This window comes from Amycolatopsis sp. NPDC114484 (genome assembly GCF_055633755.1).
On record NZ_JBVKDQ010000022.1, the window covers coordinates 1 to 23881 of the forward strand.

At 69.6% G+C, this 23881-nt stretch carries 22 protein-coding genes and 1 riboswitch; of the genes, 8 read left to right on the plus strand and 14 right to left on the minus strand.

Features of this window, described 5'->3' with window-relative positions:
• Nucleotides 1–211 precede the first annotated feature (211 nt).
• Nucleotides 212–514, minus strand: coding sequence for a YciI family protein (locus tag ACZ7SW_RS36760; RefSeq protein ID WP_470234974.1), 303 nt, complete (start codon nucleotides 512–514; stop codon nucleotides 212–214).
• A 177-nt stretch (nucleotides 515–691) separates the two neighbouring features.
• Here ACZ7SW_RS36760 and trpS point away from each other — a divergent pair, with 177 nt between their 5' ends.
• Nucleotides 692–1657, plus strand: a complete 966-nt coding sequence (gene trpS, locus ACZ7SW_RS36765) for a tryptophan--tRNA ligase (protein WP_470234975.1) — start codon at nucleotides 692–694, stop codon at nucleotides 1655–1657.
• Nucleotides 1658–1678: 21 nt separating this feature from the next.
• Here the strand turns inward: trpS and ACZ7SW_RS36770 are convergent, their stop codons facing one another.
• The 3 genes from ACZ7SW_RS36770 to ACZ7SW_RS36780 are packed head-to-tail and all read right to left on the minus strand — an operon-like array spanning nucleotide 1679 to nucleotide 4136.
• Nucleotides 1679–2080 (minus strand): (deoxy)nucleoside triphosphate pyrophosphohydrolase, encoded by a 402-nt coding sequence (locus tag ACZ7SW_RS36770; RefSeq protein ID WP_470234976.1) that lies wholly within the window; start codon nucleotides 2078–2080, stop codon nucleotides 1679–1681.
• 23 nt (nucleotides 2081–2103) lie between these two features.
• Nucleotides 2104–3429, minus strand: a complete 1326-nt coding sequence (locus ACZ7SW_RS36775; RefSeq protein ID WP_470234977.1) for a sensor histidine kinase — start codon at nucleotides 3427–3429, stop codon at nucleotides 2104–2106.
• Nucleotides 3426–4136, minus strand: a complete 711-nt coding sequence (locus tag ACZ7SW_RS36780; RefSeq protein ID WP_470234978.1) for a response regulator transcription factor — start codon at nucleotides 4134–4136, stop codon at nucleotides 3426–3428. The genes ACZ7SW_RS36775 and ACZ7SW_RS36780 overlap by 4 nt, the downstream gene beginning before the upstream one ends.
• Nucleotides 4137–4281: 145 nt before the next feature.
• Here ACZ7SW_RS36780 and ACZ7SW_RS36785 point away from each other — a divergent pair, with 145 nt between their 5' ends.
• The 3 genes from ACZ7SW_RS36785 to ACZ7SW_RS36795 all read left to right on the plus strand — a co-directional run bounded on the left by ACZ7SW_RS36785 (nucleotide 4282) and on the right by ACZ7SW_RS36795 (nucleotide 7360).
• Nucleotides 4282–5370: a LolA family protein gene (locus ACZ7SW_RS36785; RefSeq protein WP_470234979.1), complete on the plus strand. Its 1089-nt coding sequence runs from the start codon at nucleotides 4282–4284 to the stop codon at nucleotides 5368–5370.
• Nucleotides 5367–6371, plus strand: coding sequence for an ABC transporter ATP-binding protein (locus ACZ7SW_RS36790; protein WP_470234980.1), 1005 nt, complete (start codon nucleotides 5367–5369; stop codon nucleotides 6369–6371). The genes ACZ7SW_RS36785 and ACZ7SW_RS36790 overlap by 4 nt, the downstream gene beginning before the upstream one ends.
• A gap of 110 nt (nucleotides 6372–6481) precedes the next feature.
• Nucleotides 6482–7360 (plus strand): ABC transporter permease, encoded by an 879-nt coding sequence (locus tag ACZ7SW_RS36795; protein WP_470234981.1) that lies wholly within the window; start codon nucleotides 6482–6484, stop codon nucleotides 7358–7360.
• Nucleotides 7361–7369: 9 nt separating this feature from the next.
• Here the strand turns inward: ACZ7SW_RS36795 and ACZ7SW_RS36800 are convergent, their stop codons facing one another.
• The 3 genes from ACZ7SW_RS36800 to ACZ7SW_RS36810 are packed head-to-tail and all read right to left on the minus strand — an operon-like array spanning nucleotide 7370 to nucleotide 11054.
• Nucleotides 7370–8374 carry an ABC transporter ATP-binding protein gene (locus ACZ7SW_RS36800; protein ID WP_470234982.1) on the minus strand — a complete coding sequence of 335 codons (1005 nt, stop codon included), beginning with the start codon at nucleotides 8372–8374 and terminating at the stop codon, nucleotides 7370–7372.
• A complete protein-coding gene (locus ACZ7SW_RS36805; protein ID WP_470234983.1) occupies nucleotides 8374–10011 on the minus strand; it encodes an ABC transporter permease in 1638 nt (545 codons plus the stop codon). The genes ACZ7SW_RS36800 and ACZ7SW_RS36805 overlap by 1 nt, the downstream gene beginning before the upstream one ends.
• Nucleotides 9987–11054, minus strand: coding sequence for a thiamine ABC transporter substrate-binding protein (locus tag ACZ7SW_RS36810; RefSeq protein WP_470235071.1), 1068 nt, complete (start codon nucleotides 11052–11054; stop codon nucleotides 9987–9989). Before ACZ7SW_RS36810 ends, ACZ7SW_RS36805 begins: the two co-directional genes overlap by 25 nt.
• Nucleotides 11055–11085: 31 nt before the next feature.
• Nucleotides 11086–11197: riboswitch (TPP riboswitch) on the minus strand.
• Nucleotides 11198–11221: 24 nt separating this feature from the next.
• On the opposite strand from ACZ7SW_RS36810, the gene ACZ7SW_RS36815 reads away from it, so the two are divergent.
• Nucleotides 11222–11512 carry a 4a-hydroxytetrahydrobiopterin dehydratase gene (locus tag ACZ7SW_RS36815; protein WP_470234984.1) on the plus strand — a complete coding sequence of 97 codons (291 nt, stop codon included), beginning with the start codon at nucleotides 11222–11224 and terminating at the stop codon, nucleotides 11510–11512.
• 381 nt (nucleotides 11513–11893) lie between these two features.
• Here the strand turns inward: ACZ7SW_RS36815 and ACZ7SW_RS36820 are convergent, their stop codons facing one another.
• The 3 genes from ACZ7SW_RS36820 to ACZ7SW_RS36830 form a co-directional block, all read right to left on the minus strand.
• Nucleotides 11894–12319 (minus strand): DUF3592 domain-containing protein, encoded by a 426-nt coding sequence (locus tag ACZ7SW_RS36820; protein ID WP_470234985.1) that lies wholly within the window; start codon nucleotides 12317–12319, stop codon nucleotides 11894–11896.
• A gap of 68 nt (nucleotides 12320–12387) precedes the next feature.
• Entirely contained in the window at nucleotides 12388–13071 is a 684-nt protein-coding gene (locus ACZ7SW_RS36825) for a hypothetical protein (protein WP_470234986.1), read from the minus strand.
• A gap of 93 nt (nucleotides 13072–13164) precedes the next feature.
• Entirely contained in the window at nucleotides 13165–14142 is a 978-nt protein-coding gene (locus tag ACZ7SW_RS36830; RefSeq protein WP_470234987.1) for a GlxA family transcriptional regulator, read from the minus strand.
• 103 nt (nucleotides 14143–14245) lie between these two features.
• On the opposite strand from ACZ7SW_RS36830, the gene ACZ7SW_RS36835 reads away from it, so the two are divergent.
• Nucleotides 14246–14839 carry an isochorismatase family protein gene (locus tag ACZ7SW_RS36835; RefSeq protein WP_470234988.1) on the plus strand — a complete coding sequence of 198 codons (594 nt, stop codon included), beginning with the start codon at nucleotides 14246–14248 and terminating at the stop codon, nucleotides 14837–14839.
• Here the strand turns inward: ACZ7SW_RS36835 and ACZ7SW_RS36840 are convergent.
• Both ACZ7SW_RS36840 and ychF read right to left on the minus strand, forming a co-directional pair.
• A complete protein-coding gene (locus tag ACZ7SW_RS36840; RefSeq protein ID WP_470234989.1) occupies nucleotides 14833–15405 on the minus strand; it encodes a hypothetical protein in 573 nt (190 codons plus the stop codon). The two genes, ACZ7SW_RS36835 and ACZ7SW_RS36840, sit on opposite strands and share 7 nt — an antisense overlap.
• A gap of 143 nt (nucleotides 15406–15548) precedes the next feature.
• Complete coding sequence (gene ychF / locus ACZ7SW_RS36845; RefSeq protein WP_470234990.1) at nucleotides 15549–16631, minus strand: redox-regulated ATPase YchF; 1083 nt, start codon at nucleotides 16629–16631, stop codon at nucleotides 15549–15551.
• A gap of 115 nt (nucleotides 16632–16746) precedes the next feature.
• Here ychF and ACZ7SW_RS36850 point away from each other — a divergent pair, with 115 nt between their 5' ends.
• Complete coding sequence (locus ACZ7SW_RS36850; protein ID WP_470234991.1) at nucleotides 16747–18156, plus strand: DNA-3-methyladenine glycosylase 2 family protein; 1410 nt, start codon at nucleotides 16747–16749, stop codon at nucleotides 18154–18156.
• A 13-nt stretch (nucleotides 18157–18169) separates the two neighbouring features.
• The gene (locus ACZ7SW_RS36855) at nucleotides 18170–18673 is read left to right on the plus strand and encodes a methylated-DNA--[protein]-cysteine S-methyltransferase (protein ID WP_470234992.1); all 504 of its coding nucleotides are present in this window, start codon (nucleotides 18170–18172) and stop codon (nucleotides 18671–18673) included.
• A gap of 864 nt (nucleotides 18674–19537) precedes the next feature.
• Here ACZ7SW_RS36855 and ACZ7SW_RS36860 read toward each other — a convergent pair.
• Entirely contained in the window at nucleotides 19538–22501 is a 2964-nt protein-coding gene (locus ACZ7SW_RS36860; RefSeq protein WP_470234993.1) for an AAA family ATPase, read from the minus strand.
• Entirely contained in the window at nucleotides 22498–23652 is a 1155-nt protein-coding gene (locus ACZ7SW_RS36865; RefSeq protein ID WP_470234994.1) for an exonuclease SbcCD subunit D, read from the minus strand. The genes ACZ7SW_RS36860 and ACZ7SW_RS36865 overlap by 4 nt, the downstream gene beginning before the upstream one ends.
• Between the last annotated feature and the right edge of the window lie 229 nt (nucleotides 23653–23881).

Genomic DNA, 23881 nt, shown 5'->3' on the forward strand with positions numbered 1-23881 from the left:
AAACGGGGTTGGAGGACGGTTGGGGGGGGGTTGGAAAAGGAGGAAAAGGCTCGGGAAAAACCCCCCCAAGACCGCATTTTGGCTTCGTATCGGGGTGCGGGGGTGGTGTGGGTGCCTCGCTGGGTGGGTGCGTTGGTGCGGGTTTTGCCGTGGTCCGTGAAGGGGGCTTTGAGGGAATCGTCGTCTCTTGGGGGTTCTCTTACGGAATTCGCTAGTTGTTGTCCAGGAGTTCGTTCACCAGGTTTAGTTCTGGGGACGTGCGGGTGGGCTGGAAGTGGATGACTTCGTAGGTGGCCAGCTGGCCGACCGCGAAGGGGTCGGTGGCGAGGATCGCGTCCAGTTGCGCGCGGTCCATGGGGCGGGTGATCACTACGCCGCCGGTTCGGGGTTTTTGGCCTCCCGAGGCCAGGAAGTGGCCGTCTTCGTACTGCTTCGTCAGCCACTCGTTGTGGGCTGGGAGGGCGCGGTCGATTTCCTCTAGCGGAACGATGTACGTGAGCACGACGACGAACATGGATCGAACCGTAGTCCGGTGCTAGGCTCGCCGCATGCGTTTCCAGAGCACTCAGTGGTGGCCGCTTCTTGGCGGCCCTGAAGCTCTGCGCTGAAAAACCAGCGAAGGCCGCCCGGTGGGCGGCTTTTTTTGTGTCCGCTTCCGGTAGGCCGATCGTCCTAGGGAGAGGAAAATCCAATGGTCCAGCTGTCCGGCATCACCCCGTCCGGTCACGTTCAGCTCGGCAACCACCTCGGCGCGTTGCGGCGGTGGGCCGCTGAGGGCGGGGCGGACGATCTGTACTTCGTTTCCGATCTCCATGCGATGACCACCTCGCACAATCCGGCGAAGTTGCGGTCGCTGGCGACTGAACAGCTCGCGGTGCTGGTGGCCGCCGGGATCGCGCCGGAGCGGGTGTTCGTTCAATCTGATCTTGCTCGGGAGCTGGGGGCGTTGACCTGGGTGCTGGAGTGCACCTGCTCTTACGGCGAGGCGGCGCGGATGATCCAGTTCAAGGAGAAATCCAAAGGGCAGGCCGGGGTACGGCTCAGTTTGCTGACTTATCCGGTGTTGATGGCCGCCGACATTCTGTTACAGGGCGCGGACGAGGTTCCGGTCGGCGAGGATCAGCGGCAGCACGTCGAATTGGCTCGCACGCTTGCCCGTCGGTTCAACTCCACTTACGGCGAGGTGTTCGTCGTGCCGGAGGCTACGTTGCCGCCGGCGGGGGCGCGGGTGAAGGATCTGGCGGAGCCGACGCGGAAGATGTCCAAGTCCGCGCAGAATTCCGTTGGCGTGGTGTTCGTGCTGGACGAACCGGAGCAGATTCGGCGGAAGATCCGCAAGGCTCGTACAGACGGGGATTCGGTGCCGGTGTACGACCCGGAAAATCGGCCGGGGATCTCGAATTTGCTGGAGATCCTGGCTGCTTGCGTGGGCGGTGAGCCCGCGGAGCTGGCGGAGAAGTATCCGTCGTACGGCGTGCTCAAGGACACAGTCGCCGATGCGGTGATCGAGGAGTTGCGGCCGGTGCGGGAAGGCACGCGCGCGTTGCTCGACGACGTCGCCGAGCTGGAGCGGGTTCGCAAGGCGGGCGCGGAGCGGGCGATCGATCGCAGTTCGCACCGGGTTTCGTCGGCGCTGCGGATGGTCGGGGCTGCTTGAAGGGCCTCGTGAGTGCTGGTTCTACTGGGGATCAGCACTCACGAGGGCATGCAGTGCGGGCAGCAGGTCCCGGTCGGCGGGGAGCCAGTCCAAGTCGTTCAGTTCGTCGTGTCCGACCCAGCGCAGCGCGGTGTGTTCGACCGCACGCGGTTCGTCGCCGGGGGACAGCAGCGCGGCGGAGTACACGCGCAGCACTTTTCCGCCCGGCAGAGGGATTTCCGGGCCGACCCGGTCGCCGACGGTGACCACCACGTCCAGTTCCTCGTGGCATTCCCTGGCCAGCGCGAAGGCCTCGGTCTCGCCCTCTTCGACGCGCCCGCCCGGCAGTTCCCACTGGCCCGCGTGATGCGGCGGCCAAGCCCGTTGCTGGGCAAGAAGCTTGCCGTCGCGCACCAGTGCCGCCCCGACGATGACCGCGTCCATGCGCCCAGTCTCCCCCACCGGATTCACCGGTCCGCCCCCGCCCGCCAGGTGACCTCGAACCGGGCACCGCCGTCAGGGGACTCGCCTACCCGGACCTGACCGCCTCGGCGGCGGACGGTTTCGGCGACCATCGCCAGGCCGAGGCCGGTTCCGCCGGACGAGCGCGCCCGGTCGTCGGACACTCGGTAGAACCGGTCGAACACCTTGCTCCGGTGCTCGGGCGCGATGCCCGGACCGTCGTCGTCCACCACGACCCGGACCTTCGACCGCGAGGCCAGCACCGACACCACGATCTGCCCGGACGCGTACCGGCAGGCGTTGCGCAGCAGGTTGTCCAGCACCAGTTCGACCTCCTGGTGCGCCGCCGACGCCCAGGCCTGCGCCACCGCGCTGCTCACCCGCGTATCCGGCGTCCCGGACGGCAGCCGGCGGACGGCCGCGCGAACCTCGGACACCACCTCGACCGGTTCCGCTGGCGGCACCTCGCCGGCGTCGGAGCGAGCCAGCGCGAGCAGGCCGTCGAGCAAGCCGGACAGCCGTTCGGACTCCTCGAGGATGTCCGAGAGCGTCTCCTGCGACAGCTCCGGATCCGGATTCGTGACCGCCACCTCGGCCTGCACCCGGATCGACGCGACCGGCGAACGCAGCTCGTGCGCCGCGTCGCCAGTGAACCTGCGCAGCCGCTGGCTGACCTCTTCCTGGCGTTCGAGCAGCGCGTTGAATTCCTCGGCGAGCGCGCGCATTTCGTCGTGGGATGTCGGCAGCGGCAGCCGCGAACCCGGCGGCAGCGCGCGCACCAGTCCGCGCATCCGCGCCACCGGCCGCAGCGCGAGCCGCACGACCAGCCAGGTCGCCAGGCCCGCCACCAGCGCGCCGACCAGCGCGACCACGACCAGCCACAGCCCGCCGTAATGCACCGCGGCGGCGAACCCGACCAGCCCGGCCCCGGCGACGACCAGCCGCTGGCTGCCGTTCGGCGTGCTGACCACCTGGCCGCGCCAGCGCGATCCGTCGGACTGCACCGGCATGCCCGCCTTGAGCTGCGAGACCTCCTGGTCGGTCAGCTTCGGCCGTGCCTGGCCGTCCACCGGGGCCCCGGAAATGTCCAGCACCCGCACCGAAACCGGATCCGCCGAGGTCAGCGACGTCCCGCCGGAGACCGCGCTGGCCGCCGGGACGAGCGCGGAGGCCAGCTCCTTGTCGACCGAATCGGTGAGCAGCGGGTCGAGCTTGTTCGCCGCCAGCGCGGCGAGGCCGAGCAGGCAGCCCAGGGTGATCGCCGCGGCCAGCACGGTGATCCGGACCTGCAGCGACCGGCCGCTCCACCAGGACGACGGCGAGCCGGTCACCTGACCTCGTCGAGCTGGTCGTCGGAGGCGAGATAACCGTGCCCGCGCACCGTCCGCAGCAGCGAACCCGCGCCGACCGCGTCGAGCTTGCGCCGCACGTAACCCACATACACCTCAACGAGATTCCGCGTGACCGCCTGCTCCTCGCCCCACACCGCGCGCAGCAGTTCGTCCTTCGTCACGACCGTCCCGGCGCGACCGACGAGCACTTCCAGCAACCCGAATTCGCGCGGGCTCAACGGCACTTCCCGACCGTCCCAGCGCACCTGCCGCAGCGCCCGGTCGACCTCCAGCGCACCGAGTTTCAGCGCGCCGCGCGACGCGTCCGGTCCAGCCCGGCGCAGCACCGCCCGCACCTGCGCGACCAGCACGACGAACGAGAACGGCTTCACGAGGTAACCGTCGGCGCCGAGGTCGAGGCCGTCGGCCTGGTCGATCTCTCCGTCCTTCGCGGACACCAGCAGCACCGGCGTGGTCACGTTCTCCGCGCGCAGCCGTTCCAGCACGCGATAGCCGGACAAACCAGGCAGCATGATGTCCAGCAGCACGACGTCGAACGAACCGGTGCGCGCGAGCTGCAACCCGGTCGGCCCGTCCGCGGCGGTGACCACGTCCATGTCCTCCGCGCGCAGGCCGCGCTGCAGCGCCTTGCGCACACCAGGTTCGTCGTCGACCACCAGCACCCGAGGTTTCACGATCCTCATCATGACCGGTTCGCGCAGTTGACGCGCGTACTCTCAGTGCCATCTCAGCTGAGCGGGCCGAACATTCAGGGGTATCTCAGCGTCGGCAGGGGAACGTCTGCACCGGGAGCCGGGCCCGCCAAAGCCCGGGAACACAGGGAGAGACGAGATGGATCCGAAGAAGAAGGCCATCACCGCGGCCGTCGTCGGCACCGCGCTCGGCGTGGGCGGACTGGTCGTGGTGGCGATGCCCGCTTCGGCGGGGGACGCGCCGAAGCTGCCGCAGGTCAGCGCGGAGGACCTGGTCCAGTCCGTGCTGACCGCCAAGCCGGCGGCGTTCGACGGCACGGTGACCGTGAGCAACGACCTCGGCCTGCCGAGCATGGCGGGGAGCGCGATCCCGGGGGCGGGCGCGCTGGGCATCGACTCGGCGCAGGTGTTCAGCGACGGGACGGGCAAGGCGAAGGTGTCGCTCACCAAGGGGCAGACGCAGGAGACGTTCATCCACAACGGCAACACCGTGTGGGACTACGACTCCAAGACCAACAGCGCGACGAAGACCACGATCCCGGCCGACGTCGCGACCAAGCACAACTCGGTCGAGGGCAAGGCCGCCGACCCGTCCGCCGCGGCGAAGGAACTGCTCGCCAAGGTGCGCGAGAGCAGCGACGTCGCGGTCGACGGCACGGCGACGGTCGCGGACCGGCCCGCGTACGAACTGGTCCTCACCCCGAAGCCGACCGAACGCACGCTGCTGCGCGAGATCCGCGTCGCGGTCGACTCGCAGACCCGGCTGCCGCTGCGGCTTTCGGTGCTGAGCAACGGAACCACCGCCCCGGCGCTGGAGCTGGCGTTCAGCAAGATCGAGTTCGGCGACCAGTCCGCGGACCTGTTCGCCTTCACCCCGCCCAAGGGCGCGAAGGTGACCGAGAAGCAGGCCAAGATCGACGAGCGCGACAAGGCGCTCGCGAACGAAGCCATGCAGGCCACCAAGTTCGTCGGGGACGGCTGGGACACCGTGGTCACCGGCAAGGTGCCCGCGGACCTGATGAAGCCGAAGCAGGCGCAGGGCGAGGACAAGCAGGGCGCCGACCCGCAGAAGCTGCTGAGCCGGTTCGCCAAGCGGGTCAACGGCCCGTGGGGCAGTGGCTATCTCTTCACCACCAAGGTGGGCGGCGCGGTACTGACCGACGACGGCCGGTTCGCCGCCGGCGCGGTCCCGGAGCAGGTGCTCTACGAAGCGCTGGGCGCCAAGTGACCAGCACCGCGGTCGAAACCGGGGCGGGCATCTCGGACGAGGTGCCCGCCCCGGCGGTCCCGCTGGCCGCGCGCACCCGAGGGTTGCGCAAGGTCTACCGCAGCACGGTCGCGGTGGACCACGTGGACTTGGACGTGCCCCAGGGCGCCGTGCTCGGCATGCTCGGCCCCAACGGCTCGGGCAAGACGACCACGATCCGGATGCTGCTCGGGCTCGTCCGCCCGACCGAGGGCGAGGTCGAACTGCTCGGCCGGAAGATGCCGGAGGAATCCGCGCACGCGCTGCCGGACGTCGGCGCGCTGGTCGAGGGCCCGGGTTTCCACCCGTTCCTCTCCGGCCGCGACAACCTGCTGCGGTTCGCCGCCGCGGAACCCCGGCTCGCGTCGTCCGCGATCCCCGGCGCGGTCGACGCCGCGCTGGACCGGGTCGGGCTGTCGGTCGCCGCGCGCCGCCGGTACAAGGGCTATTCGCTCGGCATGAAACAGCGGCTCGGCTTGGCGAGCGCGTTGCTGGTGCCGCGCCGGATGGTCGTGCTCGACGAACCCACCAACGGTCTGGATCCGGCGGGTACCAGGGAGATTCGCCGTATCGTCGCCGATCTGCACGCGGACGGCGTGACCGTCGTGGTTTCGTCGCATCTGCTCGCCGAGGTCGAAGCGACCTGCACGCACGTGGCGGTGCTGCAGTCCGGCACCGTGGTCGCCCAGGGCGAACTGGCGGACCTGCTGGAATCGGGGAACGCCGCGCTGCTGGTGCGCACCCCGGACGCCGAGCAGGCGGTGGAAACGTTGCGGGAGCACCGGATCGGGGCCCGGCTGACGCCGGAGGGCATCCGCGCCGACCTCACCGCGACGCCCGCGCCCCGGGTGCTGCAGGTGCTCGTGCAAGCGGGGGTCGAGGTGCACGAGGCGACCCGGGCGCGGACCGGGCTGGAAGACCTGTTCGCGCGGCTGACCGAAGGGGAATCGGCGGCAGGCGACGAATCCGAGGGGGACTCATGACTACCGCCGACGTACTTTTTCCCGCGGAGGCGAAATGACTACCGCCGACGTACTTCTTCCCGCGGAGGCGAAATGACTACCGCCGACGTACTTCTTCCCGCGGAGGCGAAATGACTACCGCCGCTGTTTCGGTGCCGGTGAGCCGGACCGGACACGACACGGTGCCGCTGCCCCGGCTGATCGGCGCGGAGCTGCGCTGGATCTTCCGCAGGCCGCGCACGCTCGCCGTGCTGGGGCTGCTCGCGCTGGTGCCGATCGTCGTCGGGATCGGGCTCACGCTGGTCGGCCAGAACTCCGGGAGCGACGCGCCGGACAACAGCGGCGGCGCGCTGCTGGCGTCGGCGGTGAACAACGCGTTCGTGCTGCCGATCGCCGCGATGGTCATGACTCTCACGCTGCTGCTGCCGCTCGCCTCCGCGATGGCGGGGGCGGACGCGATCGCCGGCGAAGCCGCGCACGGCACGCTGCGCGGCTGGCTCATCGCGCCGGTGAGCCGGGGACGGCTGCTGACGGTCAAGGCGTTCGGCGTGGCGACGGTGTCCGTGGTCGCGGTGCTCGCGATGTGCGTGACCGGCGTGGCCACCGGATTGGTCATCAACGGCACGGATTCGCTGTTCACGCTGTCGGGCACCACGCTGTCGCTCGGCGAGGCGCTGCTGCGGATCCTGCTCGTCGGCGGATGGATCGTGCTGCAGCTGTGGGCGGTCGGCGCGGTCGCGCTCGCGGTGTCGAGCTGGACGGAACACCCGATGCTCGTGGTCGCCTCGGTGCTGGCCGGGAACATCGTGTTCACCATCCTCGGCTTCCTGACCTCGCTGAAGTGGCTGCACCCGTTCCTGCTCACGGAGGGCTGGACGCTGGCCCCGGCCGCCGTCCTGCAGGACCCGATGATGCTGACGAGGCTCGGCGAGGGCGCGGTCCGGGCGGCCTGCTACATCGTGGTGGGGCTTTCGCTCGCCTACGGACGGCTCGCCACCCGAGACGGCTGACCTGGGGGTTCAGCCCACCACGGCGATCCCGTCCGGATCCGGCTGGAGCCGGACGGGGTCGCCCGCCCGGAAGTCCGCTCCGGCCGGGGCGATCGCGTCCACAGTGGACTTCCCGCACCGGACGACGAGCCGCAGATGCTCCCGGCGGTGCACCGCGGCGGTGACCTCGCCGGGTATGCCTTCGTTCGACACCTTCAAGCCGTGCGGGCGCAGCCCGAGCCTGACCGGGCCGTCGTCCACTCCCAGCTCAACGGTGCCGAACTCGGTCCGCACCACGCCGTCGACCGCGGTGCCGTCCAGGAACGTAGTAACGCCAAGGAATCGCGCCACGTCTTCGTCCAAGGGCTTGTTCCACACCGACCGGACCGCGCCCTCCTGCCGGATTTTCCCGGCGTCGAGCACCGCGACGCGATCGGCGAGCGTGAACGCTTCCTCCTGATCGTGCGTCACCAGCAGCGCGGTGATCTTGCTGCGCCGCAACAGATCCGCCAGGTCGATGGCCAGTTGCTCGCGCAGTCCAGCGTCCAATCCGGACAGTGGCTCGTCCAGCAGCAGCAAGCGCGGTTCCGGGGCCAGCGCACGAGCCAACGCCACCCGCTGCGCCTGCCCGCCGGACAGCTCGGTCACCCGCCGCCGTTCGTAGCCTTCCAGGCCGACCAGCTTCAGCAGCTCCTCGACGCGCGCCGCGTGCCGTTCGCGAGGAACCCCGTGCATCCGCAGGCCGAACGCGATGTTCGCGGCGACGTCGCGGTGCGGGAACAGCTGTCCGTCCTGGAACACCAGACCGAATTCGCGCTTGTGCACCGGCACCGCGGCGAGGTCAGTGCCGTCCCAGGACACCGAGCCGGACGAAACCGGCTCCAGCCCGGTGATCGCGCGCAGCAATGTCGATTTGCCCGAGCCGGACGGCCCGAGCAACGCGAGCACCTCGCCGTCGGCGATGTCCAGCTTCGCGTCGCGGACCGCGGCAAACGATCCATAATGGACAGTCAAATCCCGTACCGTGAGCGCCATCAGAACTCCCCGACTGTGCTGCGGCCGCGGACCGAGCCGAACCGGTCGATCAGCGCCACCGCCACCACAGTCACCACCATGAGCAGGGCGCACGCGGCGTACGCCATCTGGTTGTTCAGCTCCCCCGGCCTGCTGATCAGCGTCGCGACGGCCACCGGAAGCGTCGGCGCGTCCGGCCGGGCGAGGAAGCTGGTCGCGCCGAACTCGCCGAGCGCGACGACGTACCCGAAGCCCGCCGCGGCCACCACCGACCGGGCGACCAGCGGAAAGTCGATCTCCCGCCACACCCGCGCCGGGCTCGCGCCGAGCGTCGCGGCGGCCTGGCGCAGCCGGACGTCGACCGCGCGCAGCACCGGCAGGATCATCCGCACCACCAGCGGCATGATCACCAGCGCTTGAGCGAACGGCACGAGCAGCGGCGACGTGCGGAGGTCGCCGGGCAACGCGTCGAGCGTCACGAGATAGCCGAAGCCGACGGTCACCGCTGAGACGCCTAGCGGCAGCATCAACGCGACGTCCATGGTTTCACCCATCCCGCGCGCGAGCCCTCCCGGCGAACGGCGGAGCGCCACCAGCACCACACTCGCGACCAGTCCGACGGCCATCGCCAAGAGCGTCGCATCAGTGGCTGCGGCGAGCGAATTCTGCGCCGCGATCCAGCCGGACACCTGCAGCGCGCCGTTCTGCCCCACGGTGTTCAGCGCGCGGTACCCGGCGAGGCTCCATCCGTCCGAAGTGGACACTGACTCGAGGAGCAGCGAGACGATCGGCGTCAGCAACAGGCCGAGCACTACGGCCGCAGCACCGACTGTCCACCACTCCCCGCCTCGCGGCCGACGCGCCGTGACCTGCGCGGACCGCAGCTTCACCGCGTTCTCCCGCTTCCGGCGTGCCACCGCGCCAAGCACCAGCGCGGCGACCACAGCCGCGAACTGGATCAACGACAGCGCAGCCGCACCGGATAGGTCGAGCAGGTCGACCGTGCGGAGGTAAATCTCGGTCTCCAGCGTCCGGTAGCTACCGCCGCCGAGGATCAGCACCACACCGAAACTGGTGGCGCAGAACAGAAACACCACCGCGGCAGCAGACGCGACAGCCGGGCCGAGCGCAGGCAACGTCACCGACCGGAACGCCCGCCACGGCGAGGCACCGAGCGCCCGCGCCGCCTCGGTCGCGCGCGGATCGAGATGCGCCCACAACCCGGCGACCGTGCGCGCGACGACCGCGACGTTGAAGAACGCGTTGGCCAGCACGAGCGGCAGCACGCCGCCGTCCGGCCAGATCGCCCGGAACGCCAGGCCGACGACGACCGTCGGCAGCACGAACGGAACCAGCACGATCGTCCGCGCCAAGCCGACACCCGGCAGCCGGACGCGGGCGAGCAGATACGCCACCGGCAGCCCGGCGAGCACCGCGACCACCGTCGACGCGGCCGCACTGGCCAGCGTGAACCCGGCTAGCCGCCACGTCTGCGGATCGCCGAGGACAGTGTCGACGCCGCCCGCGGAAAACCCCCGGCCGACGATCGCGACGACCGGCCAGGCGAAGAACACCACCAGGAACGCGACCGGCAGCAAGCCGAGCAGCGTGAGCCCGATGGTGCGCGCGGGGATCACGCGCCCATGAGCGAGCGCCATTCCCCGATCCACTTCTCCCGGCCCGCCTGCACCTTGTCCGCGGGCATGGTGGCCGGCGTCTGCGGCTGCGGTGCCGCGGTGGCCCAGCCCGCGGGCAGTTCGACGCCCTGGCGCGCGGGGTAGACGTACATGTTGGCCGCGACCGTCGTCTGGAACTGCTGCGACAGCAGGAAGTCGACGACCTTCTGGGCCTGCGGGAGCTGCTTGCCGTTGGTGAGCACGCCCGCGTACTCGACCTGGCGGAAGCAGGTGTCGAGCAGCGCCTTGGTGCGCGGCTTGCCGTCCTCGCCGAGCTCCGCGGCCGGCGACGAGGCATAGGACACGACGATCGGCCGCGGGCCCTTGCCCGACGAACCGGAGAAGTCCTTGGTGTAGGCCTCCTCCCAGCCGCTGACGGTCTTGATGCCGTTGTCCTTAAGCTTCTGCCAGTAGCCCTGCCAGCCGTTCTCGCCGTACTTCGCGACCGTGCCGAGCAGGAAGGCCAGCCCCGGCGACGCGGTGGCCGGGCTCTCCGCGACGGTCAGGTCCTTGTACTTGGGGTCGGCGAGGTCGTCGTAGGTCTTCGGCTCCGGGAGGCCCTTGCTCGCGAAGTAGGCCGGGTCGATGTTCACGCAGACGTCGCCGAGGTCGACCGCCGCCAGCCGGTGCTGCGGGTCGACGGAGTAACGCTGTGGGCCGCGGTCGGCCTCCGGGCTGGTGTAGGGCTGGAAGACGCCCTCGCTGAGCGCGCGCGAGGCGAAGGTGTTGTCGACGCCGTACGCGACATCGCCGATCGGGCTGCCCTTGGTGAGCACGAGCTTGTTGGTGAGCGCGCCGGCGTCGCCGGACTTGAGGATCTTGAGCTTGATCCCGGACTGGCGCTGGAACGCGTCGAGCACGTCCTGCGGGGCGGCGAACGAATCGTGCGTGACCAGCGTGACGGTCGGCGTCTGCTGGTCAGAGCTCGCGGACGACCCGCCGGAGTCGCCGCTGGAGAGCGAGCAGGCGCTGGCGAGCACCGAGACTCCTGCGAGACAGGCCACCGTGCGGACGGTCCGCGACATCATTCTTCCCCTCCTGCACTGCGCCGGATGAGGGAGAGCGATACGGCCTCCCTACGCCGGCATGATCCGGATCCAGGTGCGAACGGTCGCGGGTGCGAGGCCCGCCTCTCAGCCCGGCGTACCGGACTCCCGTGGCAATGCCGCAGCGTAGCCGACACCATGGAGTGATGACTCAGCTATTGAACGACTCGGCGGTGGAGCAGGCCCTCGGCGGCGTTCCGGAGTGGCGGCGCGAGGACGGCACCATCGTGCGGACGGTCGAACTCCCGTCCTTCCCGGCGGCGATCGAGGTGGTGGACCGGGTAGCCGAACTCGCCGAGGAGGCCGACCACCATCCCGACATCGACATCCGCTGGCGCACCCTGACCTTCCGCCTCAGCACCCACTATCTGGGCGGCCTGACCGAACGCGACTTCGCGCTCGCCGGGCAGATCGACGAGGTGCTGGCGGCCCGCTGACCAGGTGTGACGTCCGCAACCCTGGCATAACGAGCGACCCTTTCGCGCGTCTCCCGGACAGACGCGATGAGAGGAGGCCGGGATGGTCCAGGCACTCGTGGTGGGGATGGGTTCGTTCGGCCTGATGGTGGCCGCCGCGGGCGGGGTGCTGTGGCACACCGCGCGCAATCGGCGTGACCTTGATCACAAGCGGTAACAGTGAGCTAGATCAAGGCGCTATCCCAGCGGTAATCGTCGGCACTCGCCCCGCTAGGACCCGCCATGAACAGCACATCCGCCCAGCTCACCGCCGCACAGCGCACGTGGGTCGCGGCGTTCTCGACCGCCGTCGTCCTGCTGTCGATGATCGTGCTCGGCCTGCTCGGCTGAGCCCCGGCCGGTTCACGGCAGCGGGAACATCCGGATGAAGAAGAACATGCCGATCCCGATGAGCCCGATCACGATCGACGCGCAGCCGACCAACCCCATCCGGACCGGCCCTTCCGGGACCGACTCCGCCGGGTTCCCGGGGTTCACCGCCACCTGAAGCGTCGCGTTCCGCCGCGGCTCGCTCCAGCCGACCGTCTCGGACTTGCCGCCGTGGACCTGGCCGTCCGGCCCGCGGTACTCGTACCTCGGGTAGTAGACCGTCCGGCTGTCGAGATCGGCCCCGCCGCGGCGCCGGTCGTACCCGGTCACCACCGCCTGGGTCCGCGGCCACGACGCCAGCCCTTTCTTGCGGCGGCTGGCTTTTCTCAGCTGGATCGAGGAACTCACCACGAGGGCGACCATGAATGCGCCCCACAGGGCATAGAGAACGATACGCACCGGGGCATCTTCGCCGGATAATCGGCGCGAGCGGGACGTTTCCCCGAAATTGCCCCTCGCGGGTCAGGTCACAGCTCGCCGGGAGGCGGGGCCGGGACCCGGTGGTGCCACTTCGCGTGCTCGACCCAGCCCGGCGGCAGCCACTGCCCGGTGACGAGCTGCGGATGCCGGGGATGCACCGCGTTCGCCCACGTCACGAAGAGCAGCTCGGCCCACTCCGACTGGATCAGCCAGGACACCGGGCCGCTTTCGCCGTTCCCCGTCACGTGCACGACGCCCGGGGCGACCATCTCCGCACCGGTGACGCCCGCCCAGTGCCACGCGTTCACCTGCGGCGTATGGAGATGGAATCCGTGCTCGCTCAGGTACAGCGCGCCGTGCGCGATCGGCACCCAGCGCGGGACCGCGGCCGCTGCCGCCGCCCGCCGTGCTCGTGACTTAGCGATCGCCCCGCCCGCCAGCGAACCGACCACCAGCCCGGCGCCGAGCGCCCCCGTACCGAACACGAACGGGGTCGACACGCTCCAGCTCCCGTCCCCGAGCGCCCGGAAGTCCGAGACCACGACCGACCCGGTCGCCCAGAACCGCTCCCCGGCCACGTTCCGCCCCGGAAACGGCGCGAGCACTTCCTCGACCTGGCCGAGATCGGCGTCGGCCGCCATCAGCGCCGCCAGGTGACAGGTGTAGCCCAGCACGTCGTCGCGGTAGGTCCACGGCGGCGCTGCCATCGGGGACGGCTGGTTCCGCGTCATTCAAACCCCCTCGAATGCGGGGACGATCGTAGCGGAAAGCACCGTCTGAATCCGGGCGGGCCGGGGCGCCTGGTTAGTGAGTGGAATATTCCTTCAATTGATCCGGAATCGTTCCCGGTACTCGCTGGGCGTCGTCTTTAAAGTCCGCCGAAAAGAGCGGTTCAGCGTCGAAACTGTGCCGAATCCGCATACTCCGGCAATTCTGGACAACGTTTCATCAGTCGTCTCCAGCCGATGCCGCGCCGCCTCGACCCGCGCGCGCTCGACGTACGCGGCGGGCGTCATCCCCAGCTCCGCCTTGAACACCCGCGTGATCTGCCGGTCCGTCACATGGGCGTGCGCCGCAAGGTCGGCAACCGTCAACGGATCCGCCAAATTCGCCGCGATATGGTGCCGCAACTCGTCGACCCGCCGAGTCGCGGACGCAGGCTCCACCGACACGCTGAATTGACTCTGCCCGCCCGGCCGGCGCAGGAACATGACGAGCTGGCGAGCCACCCGGGAAGCCAGTTCCGGACCGAAATCGTCAGCCACCAGCGCCAATGCGAGATCAAGACAGGCGCTGAGCCCGGCCCCGGTCCACACCGTGCCGTCGCGAATGAAGATCGGGTCCGCGTCGACGGTCACCTCGGGATACTCCTCGGCCAACTGCCGAGCCGTCGACCAGTGCGTAGTGGCGCGTTTCCCGTCAAGCAGCCCGGCCGCGGCGAGAATATGAGCACCGACGCAGACCGACGCCACCCGTCGCGTATGCCCAGCCAGGCGGCGGACCTCTTCGACCACCGCGGGGTCGCACCGGGCGATGATCTCCCCGTTCTCCCCGGTCACCACCGCACCCGGCACGACCAGGGTGTCGATCGGCTTCCCGGCCAGCTCCGCGAAGGTCACGTCCGGCAGCACACGCACCCCCGCGGAGGTGGTCACCGGCTCCAGCGTCGCGGCCGCGAGCACGACCCGGTAGCCAGTCGGATGCTCCATCTCCCGCTGCAGCAAGGAAAACACCTCGGCGGGCCCGGTCACGTCGAGCAGGTCGATCCGATCGAACAGAACGACCACCATCAGCCTCTTCATCGCACCTCCCCATGTCGGTTTCTGCGTCTTGCATGTCATTGCCGACATCCGGTGCCGAGTCTAGCGTCGATCGTGCGGAACAAAAACGAGAGGAAATCCGAACATGGCGAGGAAAACGCTGCGAGAGTTGAACGGTCTCGACCAGACCCCGGCGACGCTGGCCGATGCGACGCTGATCATGGTCGACTACCAGAACACCTACACCCGCGGCGTGATGGAACTGGAAGGCTGGCAACCAGCCCTGACCGCCGCGCGGGCCCTACTCGCCCAAGCGCGCGCCGCCGGAACGACCGTGATCCACGTAGTCAACGACGGCGGCGAGGGCACGCTGTACGACATCCGCGCCGAGATCGGCAGCATCCACCCGGATGTCGCCCCCATCGAGGGAGAGCCGGTCGTCGTGAAGGGCGCGCCGAACTCCTTTGTGGAGACCGACCTGGGCTCGCGGGTTGACGAAGCCGGGCACAAGGACGTGGTGATCGCCGGGTTCATGACCAACATGTGCGTCACGTTCACCACCGAGGGAGCGTTTCTGCGTGGCAACCACCCGACCGTCGTCGCCGATGCCTGCGCGACCCGTCCGTTGCCGACGCTCTCCGGGGAAGTGAGCGCTGCGCAGCTGCACCACAGCGCTTTGGCGACTATCGGCGATCTTTACGGGGTGGTGGTGCCGAGCGTCGCAGAGCTTCGTCAGTAATCGATGAATCCCGCGACGACCTCGCGCACAACCCCGCCCGGTCCCGGGGTGCCGTAGAAGTAGACCGACCCGTATCCCCAGAGGTATTCGTCGATCAGGTCTTCGAGTTCGCCGTCGACCGGCCAGCCCTCTTCGTTGACCTGAAAGAGAAACTGATGCCCGTCGGCGCGAACGGCGTCGGCGTAGCCGGGTTCGTTTTGAATCAGCGCCGGTTCGTCCCCGAACTGGACGAGCGCGATCGCGTCCTCCGCCGCGGGCATCTCGACGAGCGCCGCCGAGCGAAGCCCGGGCCACCCGAGATCGGCTCGCTCGCCGCGCGGTGAGGGCGCGTGTACCAGCGCGCGCATCGCCATGTCCGGGTATTCGAGGTCGCTGTCACCGATGTCGAATCCGCTGCGCAGCAGTACCGACACCTCGCTGCCGGGTGCCCACGGGGGTGCGGGGACAGTCAGCACGTAGCGATGGGTCGCGAGAAGCGGATGCGCCTCAACAGCAACCGGCGGCGCTCCGCCTAGGCGGCCCCCGTCCTCGCGATCAGGCAGGGACGGGGTGAAGAGCACGGGCATAGGCGGATCATACGAACTCGGACCGACAAACGGGCTTGCCGGACGAAGTTCGAGGCGCACCACCTCGCGCCGGATCTTCGCCGTGCCCGAGCCTCCCCGGCGATCCGTCGAAGACCGGGGAAGCCCCTCAGCTGCGAAACCGGTCAGACGTTGAAGCGGAACTCCACCACGTCGCCATCGGCCATCACGTAGTCCTTGCCCTCCATGCGAACCTTGCCCGCCGAGCGCGCGGCCGCCATCGAACCCGCCTCGACCAGGTCCGCGAAGGACACGATCTCCGCCTTGATGAAGCCGCGTTCGAAGTCCGTGTGGATCACGCCAGCGGCCTGCGGGGCGGTCGCGCCCTGCGGGATCGTCCAGGCGCGGGATTCCTTCGGGCCGGCCGTGAGGTACGTCTGCAGGCCGAGCGTGTGGAAGCCCGCGCGAGCCAGCGCGTTCAGGCCCGGCTCCAGCTGGCCGACCGACTCCAGCAGCTCGCGCACGGACTCCTCGTCGTCCAGCTCCAGCAGCTCGGCTTCGACCTTCGCGTCGAGGAACACCGCGTCCGCCGGGGCGACGAGCTTCGCCAGCTCCTCGCGGCGCGCGTCGTCGGTCAGCACGGCCTCGTCGGCGTTGAAGACGTACAGGAACGGCTTCGTCGTGAGCAGGCTCAGCTCGCGCAGCGCCTCGCCGTCGATGTCCTTCTGTGCCTGGAACAGCGTGCGCCCGGAGTCGAGGATCTCCTTGGCCTTCTGGGCGTTTTCGAGGGCCGGCCGCGCTTCCTTCTTGGTGCGCGCCTCTTTCTCGAGCCGCGGCAGCGCCTTTTCGAGCGTCTGCAGGTCGGCGAGGATCAGCTCGGTGTTGATCGTCTCGATGTCGGACATCGGGTCGATCCGGCCGTCGACGTGCACCACGTCCGGGTCGTCGAACACGCGGATGACCTGGCAGATCGCGTTGGCCTCGCGGATGTTCGCGAGGAACTTGTTGCCGAGCCCCGCGCCCTCGGACGCGCCCTTCACGATGCCCGCGATGTCCACAAAGGACACCACGGCGGGCACGGTCTTCTCCGACGAGAAGATCTCGGCCAGCTGGTCCAGCCGCGGGTCCGGCAGCGGCACGACGCCGACGTTGGGCTCGATCGTGGCGAACGGGTAGTTCGCGGCGAGCACGTCGTTGCGCGTCAGCGCGTTGAACAGGGTGGACTTGCCAACGTTGGGCAGGCCGACGATACCGAGGGTGAGACTCACGGCCGGTAAGTCTACGTGCTGGGCGGAGACCCTCGCCGACCCCGGTGAGCGCGGCCGCATCGTCGTGTCGGTTTTCCGCCAGTCAGGGCTCTCACCTGCTGGCATCATCGACGGCATGGCTACCTCGACCATCCCGATCTGGCGCGACACCGAGCGCTGCTACCGCGCGGTGACCGCCCGCGACCAGCGGTTCGATGGCCAGTTCATCATGGCTGTGCGCACCACCGGCATCTACTGCCGCCCGTCCTGCCCGGCGCTCACGCCGAAGGCGCAGAACGTCCGCTTCTACCCCACATCGGCAGCCGCGCAGGCTGGTGGTTTCCGCGCGTGCCGCCGCTGCCTGCCGGACGCGGTCCCGGGTTCGCCGGACTGGAACGTGCGCGCCGACCTGGCCGCCCGTGCGATGCGGTTGATCTCGGACGGCCTGGTCGAGCGCGAGGGTGTGCCCGGCCTGGCCCGTCAGCTCGGCTATTCGGAACGTCAGCTCGGCCGCGTGTTGACAGCCGAGCTGGGGGCAGGCCCGATCCGCCTCGCCCGAGCACATCGAGCCCACTCGGCGCGGCTGCTGATCGAGATGTCGCAACTGCCGCTCACCGACGTCGCGTTCGCGGCCGGGTTCTCCAGCATCCGGCAGTTCAACGAGACGATCCGCGAGGTGTTCGCGACGACTCCGTCGCAGCTGCGCGCAGCCTCGCTTCGCCGCGGAAACCGCAACGAACCCAGCGGCGCGACGCGGCTCAGCCTTCGTCTGCCGTTCCGTGCTCCGTTCGACGCGGCGGGCGTGCTGAACTACCACGCCTCACGGGCGCTGCCGGGCATCGAAGCCGTCTCGGAGGACGGCTACGGCCGCACCTTGCGCCTGTCGCACGGCCCGGCGTCGGTGTGGGTCAGCCCGCGCGCTGGCTACGTGCAGTGCGACCTGGCGCTCTCGGACCTGCGCGACCTCAGCAGCGCCGTCAGCCGGGTACGGCGGCTGTTGGACCTGGACGCCGACCCGGAGGCCGTCTCGCGCGTCCTGTCCGCCGACGAGGCGCTGGCCCCGCTGGTCGCCGCCACCCCGGGCATCCGCGTGCCAGGCGCTGTGGACGGCCCGGAAGTCCTGCTCCGCGCTCTGCTCGGCGAGGACGTGGCCGACGTCGTTCGGCTTGGCGAGCCAGTCCCGCCCGCCGACCCGCCGATGGACTCCCTGACGACCCTCTTCCCCACTCCGTCCGCCATCGCCGAGGCCGACGTGAAACCGCTGGTCAAGCAGGTCGCCGCCGCGATCGTCGCCGGTGAACTGGACCCGCACGTTGGCCGCGACGCCGACGAACTGCGCACCGAAATGCTCACGGCCGGCGTCGATCCGGCCACCGCCGACTACGTCGTGATGCGCTTGCTGGGCGCTCCCGACGTCCTGTTGACCACTGATCCAGCCGTCCGCCGCAGCGCGGCCGAGCTGGGCATCGACCTGACGACGTCCGCGCGCGGCTGGCAGCCGTGGAGTTCGTACGCCAGCCGGTATCTCAGTTCCCGAACCTCTTGAGGAGACTTGCCCCGTGCACACCGCCTTTTGGTCCACTTTGGACACCAAGATCGGCCCGTTCACCGCAGTGGTGGCGGGCGACGGCGCAGTACTGGCCTCCGGCTGGACCGGCGACGTCGCCGAGCTGACGCCGCTCATCTCGCCGTCCCTGGCCCCGACGACTCTGACCGAACGCCGCGACCTGGGCCTAGTGACAGCCGCGATCCGCAGCTACCACGGCGGCGACCTCGACGCCGTCGCCGACATCGAGGTGCGGCAACGCTCAGGCCCGTTCCGCGAGCACGCGTGGGAGATGCTGCGCAAGGTCCAGGCAGGAAGCCCGCTGAGCTATGCGGAGTACGCCACCCTCTCGGGAAACCCCTCCGCAGTCCGCGCGGCAGCGAGCGCCTGCGCCCGCAACGCCGCGGCCCTGTTCGTGCCTTGCCACCGAGTCGTCCGCACCGGCGGAGCGATCGGCAACTTCCGCTGGGGCGTGAACGCTAAGCGGTGGCTCCTGCACCACGAAGAGTCCGCCTGACGGCTCGACGCGGGGCCAAGGTGGCCGGGGCCGACTCTGCGAGCGTGCTGAGGCGGCCGGGCCGAGACAGCGAGCGTGGCTGACGCGGCCGGACCCAGGGAGCGAGCGTGGGTGAGGTAGCCGGGCCAGGGCAACACGCGTGGCTGACGCGACTGGGCCGAGACGGCGAGCGTGGGTGGGTGAGGTGACCCGGCTGGACAGTCGCTGAACGTTCAGGCCGAGACGGCGAGTGTGGCGGAGGTGACCGGCCGGAGTGGCGACCGTCGCTGGGCGATCAGGCCAAGATAGCGAGCCTGATGGGGCGGGCTAGGCCGGTCGCCGTCTCGGCCACCATCCCCGCCAACCGCACTCCCAGCTCGGCCCGCCGCGACAGTCAGCCCGCCGACAGCACTCTCAACTCGGCCCGCCGCGACACTCAGCCCGCCAACCGCACTCTCAGCTCAGCTCGCCGCAGCGCTCAGCCCGCCAACCGCACTCCCAGCTCAGCCCGCCACAGCACTCAGCCCGCCAACCGCACTCCCAGCTCAGCCCGCCACAGCACTCAGCCCGCCAACAACACTCCCAAATCAGCCCGCCACAACGCTCAGCCCGCCACCGCAACAGTCGTCTGCCACCGCGCCCAGTCCGCTCACCGGCAAGCAACACCCGGCTAAACAAGCTCTTGCACGAGGAGCGTGCTCCGGCACCGCGACCCGACCGTCGCGACCAGCCAGCCGCCACCGTCGCTCGCGTCCAGCCACGCCATCCGGCCGTCAAGCCACCCGGCCGACTAGCCAGCACAGCCGTCAGGCCACCCAGCCAGTCCAGCGGCAACTCGGCCCGGGAGCCCCAGCCGTCACCCGGCGCGGGCCCGCCCTGATCTCATCAAGCCATCTGCAGCTCCACTCTCGAGCCGGTGCGGGACTTCCGCACCCGCAGCCGCGTGGGGATGCGCTGGCGGAGTTCCTCGACGTGCGACACCAGGCCCACCACGCGGCCGCCAGCGCGGAGTTCGTCGAGGATGTTCATCACCACGTCCAGCGTTTCGGCGTCCAGGGTGCCGAAACCCTCGTCCACGAAGAGGGTGTCGAGCAGCGCACCTCCGGTTTCGCCTGCCACCACGTCGGCAAGGCCCAACGCCAGCGAGAGCGACGCGAGGAACGACTCGCCGCCCGACAGCGTCTTCGCTGGGCGCACCGCGCCGGAATAGTCGTCCAGCACGTCGAGGCCAAGGCCGCCCCTCGTGCCGCGTGCGCCGGCCGCGTCCGTGTGCACGAAGGAGTAGCGGCCCTGGCTCATGGTCCGCAGTCGCGCGGTCGCTGCGAGCGCGACCTCTTCCAACCGAGCCGCCAGGACATACGAACGCAGCGACATCTTCCGCGCGTTCTGCCCTCGCCCGTTGACCACTTCGGACAGCGCCCGAAGTTCGGCCTGTTCCTCCTCTAACGGCCGCAGCTCCGACAGCGCCTTGCCCAATCGTCCGGCCAGCTTCACCAGTTCGCGGTGTTGCGCCGAAACCGCTTGCTGCGCGGCAAAAGCGGTGTCCGCACGAGCACGCGTCTCCTTCGCCCGCTCGGCCAGCGGCGCGACGTCCACCGTGTCTTCCGGCGAGATTCCGAACAGTTCCGGTTGCGCGAGCATCTCCCGCGCACCGGCGGTCATCGCTTCCGCCTCGGCGAGGCCCTGTTCGAGCTTCGCGACCTGCTCGTCGCTTCGGACGGCCGCGCGCATTTCCTCGAGGGTCGCGAACCCCTTGGCATGCAACGAGATCTCGACCAGATCCCGCTGTTCCGTGAGCCGGGACTCCGCTCCGGACACCGCGGCGTGCGCCTCCGCTGCCAGGTCGAGCGCTCCGGCGAACGTGAGCAGGTGCTGTCGTCGGGCGGGGACGTCCGGGAATTCTCCTCGGCCCGCGACCAGTCGCTGTTCGCGCTCGGCCATCCGCTCATCCAAGGCGCGGATCTCGCTGTTCGCCTCGGTGACCGTCTGCTCGGCGAGGCGACGCTGTGCCGTCAGTTGCTCGGCACCGCGCTCCAGTTCGACGACCTTCCCGGCCAGCTGGTCCTTGCGCTGCGCCTTCCCGGAGAGTTCCGCGACGACCGTCCGGGCTTCGGCCAGTGCGGTCGCGATCTCCTCCGCGGTGCGTCCGTCCAACCGTTCCCGCAAGGAGACGACCCGCGCCTTGGCCTCTTCCAACGCGGACACGACCCGCTGACGCAACGCCGACGCCTTCTGTTCGGCTTCTTCGGCCGCGCGTTCTTCGGCCGCGTCGACCAACGGCGCATCATGGTTCGCCGGTGCCGGATGTTCGGCCGACCCGCACACCGGACACGCCGCCCCATCGGCCAAGCCAGCAGCCAACTCGGCTGCCATGCCGTCGAGACGCCGTTCCCGGAGGTCGAGCCGACGTTGCCGAGTCGTCTGGTGCTCGTCGACCACTTCGCGCAGTTTCGCTTCGCCACGTTCGACCCTGGCTTCAGCTGGGGGCAACTCCTCGGCCGCGCGAGTGAGCGCCGTCAGCTCGTCGACGCGGGATTTGGCACCGTCCAGCTTCGCCGCCGCTTCCCCTGCCACTGTCGCTTCGGTACGCGCAGCGGCGATGAGACCGGGCAACTTGTCCAGCCGCTCCGCAAGACCGGCAACCTGCTCGGCGGCTTTCTTCGCGACTTTCTGCCGCTCCGCACGGCGTTGTTCGTCGCTCTTCTGCTGGGTCGCTTCCGCGGCCAACTCGGCGAGCGCGCCCGCCTCCTCGCGAACGGAGCCCGCGCGCTCGCGAAGGTCGGCGACAGCAAGCCCGACCGCATCGAAACCTAGGTCGGCGACGTCCCGGATCCGGTCGGCCACCAGCACTTGCGCTTCGCCGAGTTCGGCCGTGCGCCGGTCCATCAACTCGGCTTCCGGCACCACCGCGGCAGCGCGCCGAGCCGCCGCGATCTCTTCCGTCCACTCGGCACGTTCAGTCGCCTGCTCGGCGATCTGCGTCAGCCGGGTGTGCGCGGTGCGGACCCGGCGGATCTTGTCCGCGTCTTCTTCGGCTTCGCGAAGCGCGACCTCAGCGGACTTCGCCGCCGAACGTGCTTGCGCTGCCTCGGTTTCCGCCGCCTCGGCTCGGGCAGCGATCTCGGTCAGGACCGCCTCGACCCACTCCGGCTGCCCCTCCTCCGGCGGTTCCTGCTGCGCTTCCTGCGCGTAGCGGGCGAGCAGTTCACGGACCTCCTGCTGCCGCTTTTCCAGCGCACGGCCGCGTTCCGCGCGAAGGTCCGCGAACCAGCGTTCGACGTCGGAGAACCGCTCGGTGCCGAAAAGCCGCTCCAGCAGCTTCTCGCGCTCCGTGGTGTCGCTGCGGAGGAACTTCGCGAATTCTCCTTGCGGCAACAGCACAACCTGGAAGAACTGCGCCGCCGTCATGCCCAGCAACCGCTCGACGGTGCGCGCCACCTCGTCGATGCGGATGCTTCCGTCCGGCGGCAGCCCGGCAGGCGGTTCACCGACCCAGGTCAGCGAAACCCGGGCCTGCTGCGTGGTGAATCCGTCGCCGCGTTTCTTCGGCCGCTGATACTCCGGACCGCGCACGATCCGCAGCCGCTGACCCTGCACGGTCAGCTCCAGCACGACCTCAGTCCGCCGATCGGGTTCGGCGAGATCGCACCGCAACCGCTTGACGTCGCCGCGCGCGCCCGGAACCACGCCGAACAACGCGAACGCGATCGCGTCGAGCAGCGTGGTCTTGCCCGCACCGGTATCGCCGTGGAGAAGGAACAGACCGTCGGCGCCGAGGGCGTCGAAGTCCACCACCTCTCGGCCCGCGTAGGGGCCGAAGGCTTCCACCTCCAGCAGATGCAGTCTCACAGCTTCTCCACCGCCGCCCGGTTCGCTGCTTCGAGCGCCAGGTGCACCAGCCGCTCCTCGCGTTCTGTCGGCGGAGCGCCGCGGCAGTCGTCGAGGAAACTGCGCGCGATCTCGATGTCACTGCGCCCGCGGACCGCCTCGGCGTACTTCAGCTCGGTGCCGGCGGCCCCGCCGTCGGGTCGCCAATCCATGTGCACCGCATAGGGAAAACGGTCCTGCAGCAACCGCATCGCATCGATCGGGCGGACCCGGTCAGTGACGGTGACCGAGAGGAAATGCTCGCGCCACTGCTCGTGCTCTGGGTCTTCGAGCAATGCGGCGAGTTCGCCGGAGAGGGTCGCGAGCGGACGCGGCACGGGCAGCTCGTGCCGGCGAACCTCGGCCAGACCGGTCGCGTCGAGATCCACGAACCACACCGATTTCCGTTGCCGCGCTTCGGAAAACGAGTACGCCAGCGGACTTCCGGAGTACCGGAGGTGCTCCGCGAGCGTCTGCGGACCGTGCAAGTGGCCGAGCGCGACATAGTCCACGCCGCCGAACACCGAGCCAGGCACCTGCTCGACTCCGCCGACCGCGATGGTGCGTTCCGATTCGCTGGCCTCGCCGCCGGTGACGAAAGCGTGCGCCAGCACTATGGATCGCGTTCCCGGACGACTGGCCAAGTCGTCGCGCACCCGCCGCATCGCCTCGCCGAGCACGCCGGTGTGGCCGCGCGCCTCCGGCACGCCCAACGCGTGCCGCGACGGCTCGGGTTCGAGATACGGGATGCCGTAGAACGCGACCGCACCGTGTTCGTCGTGCAGCACAACGGGTTCCGCGATGCCTTCGACGGTCGCGCGGACATGCAACCCGCCCGCCGCCGCGAATTCGGCGAACGCGCCGAGCCGCGCGGCCGAATCGTGGTTGCCCGGCGTGATCACGAGTTCCGCGCCGGCCCGGCGGATGCGGGTCATCGCGGCCGTGGCGACGCGGACAGCTTCGGCGGACGGCACCGCTCGGTCGTAGATGTCACCGGCCACCACCACGACGTCGACCGACTCGCGGTCGACGAGTTCGGCGATGTGCGTGAGGGCGGCCTCCTGTTCGGTGAGCAGATCGGCGCCGTGGAACGTGCGGCCGATGTGCCAATCAGAGGTATGGAGGACTCTCACGGCGACCACGTTAGGAGCAGACCCCGACGAAATCCCGCAGGCACGCCGTTGCCCCACTCGAACGTGTGTACGAAGCCGATCAGGTCCACTGCGGACACGCCCACCACTGAATCTGCAAAGTCGCAGGTCAGCTACGCAGCGCGACCGTGGGTGCCGGTTTTTGTCGGTGTGGTCCGCCATGATGTCTCGCGTCCGGACACCCGACGGACCCGACGGAGAGGAGGACCGG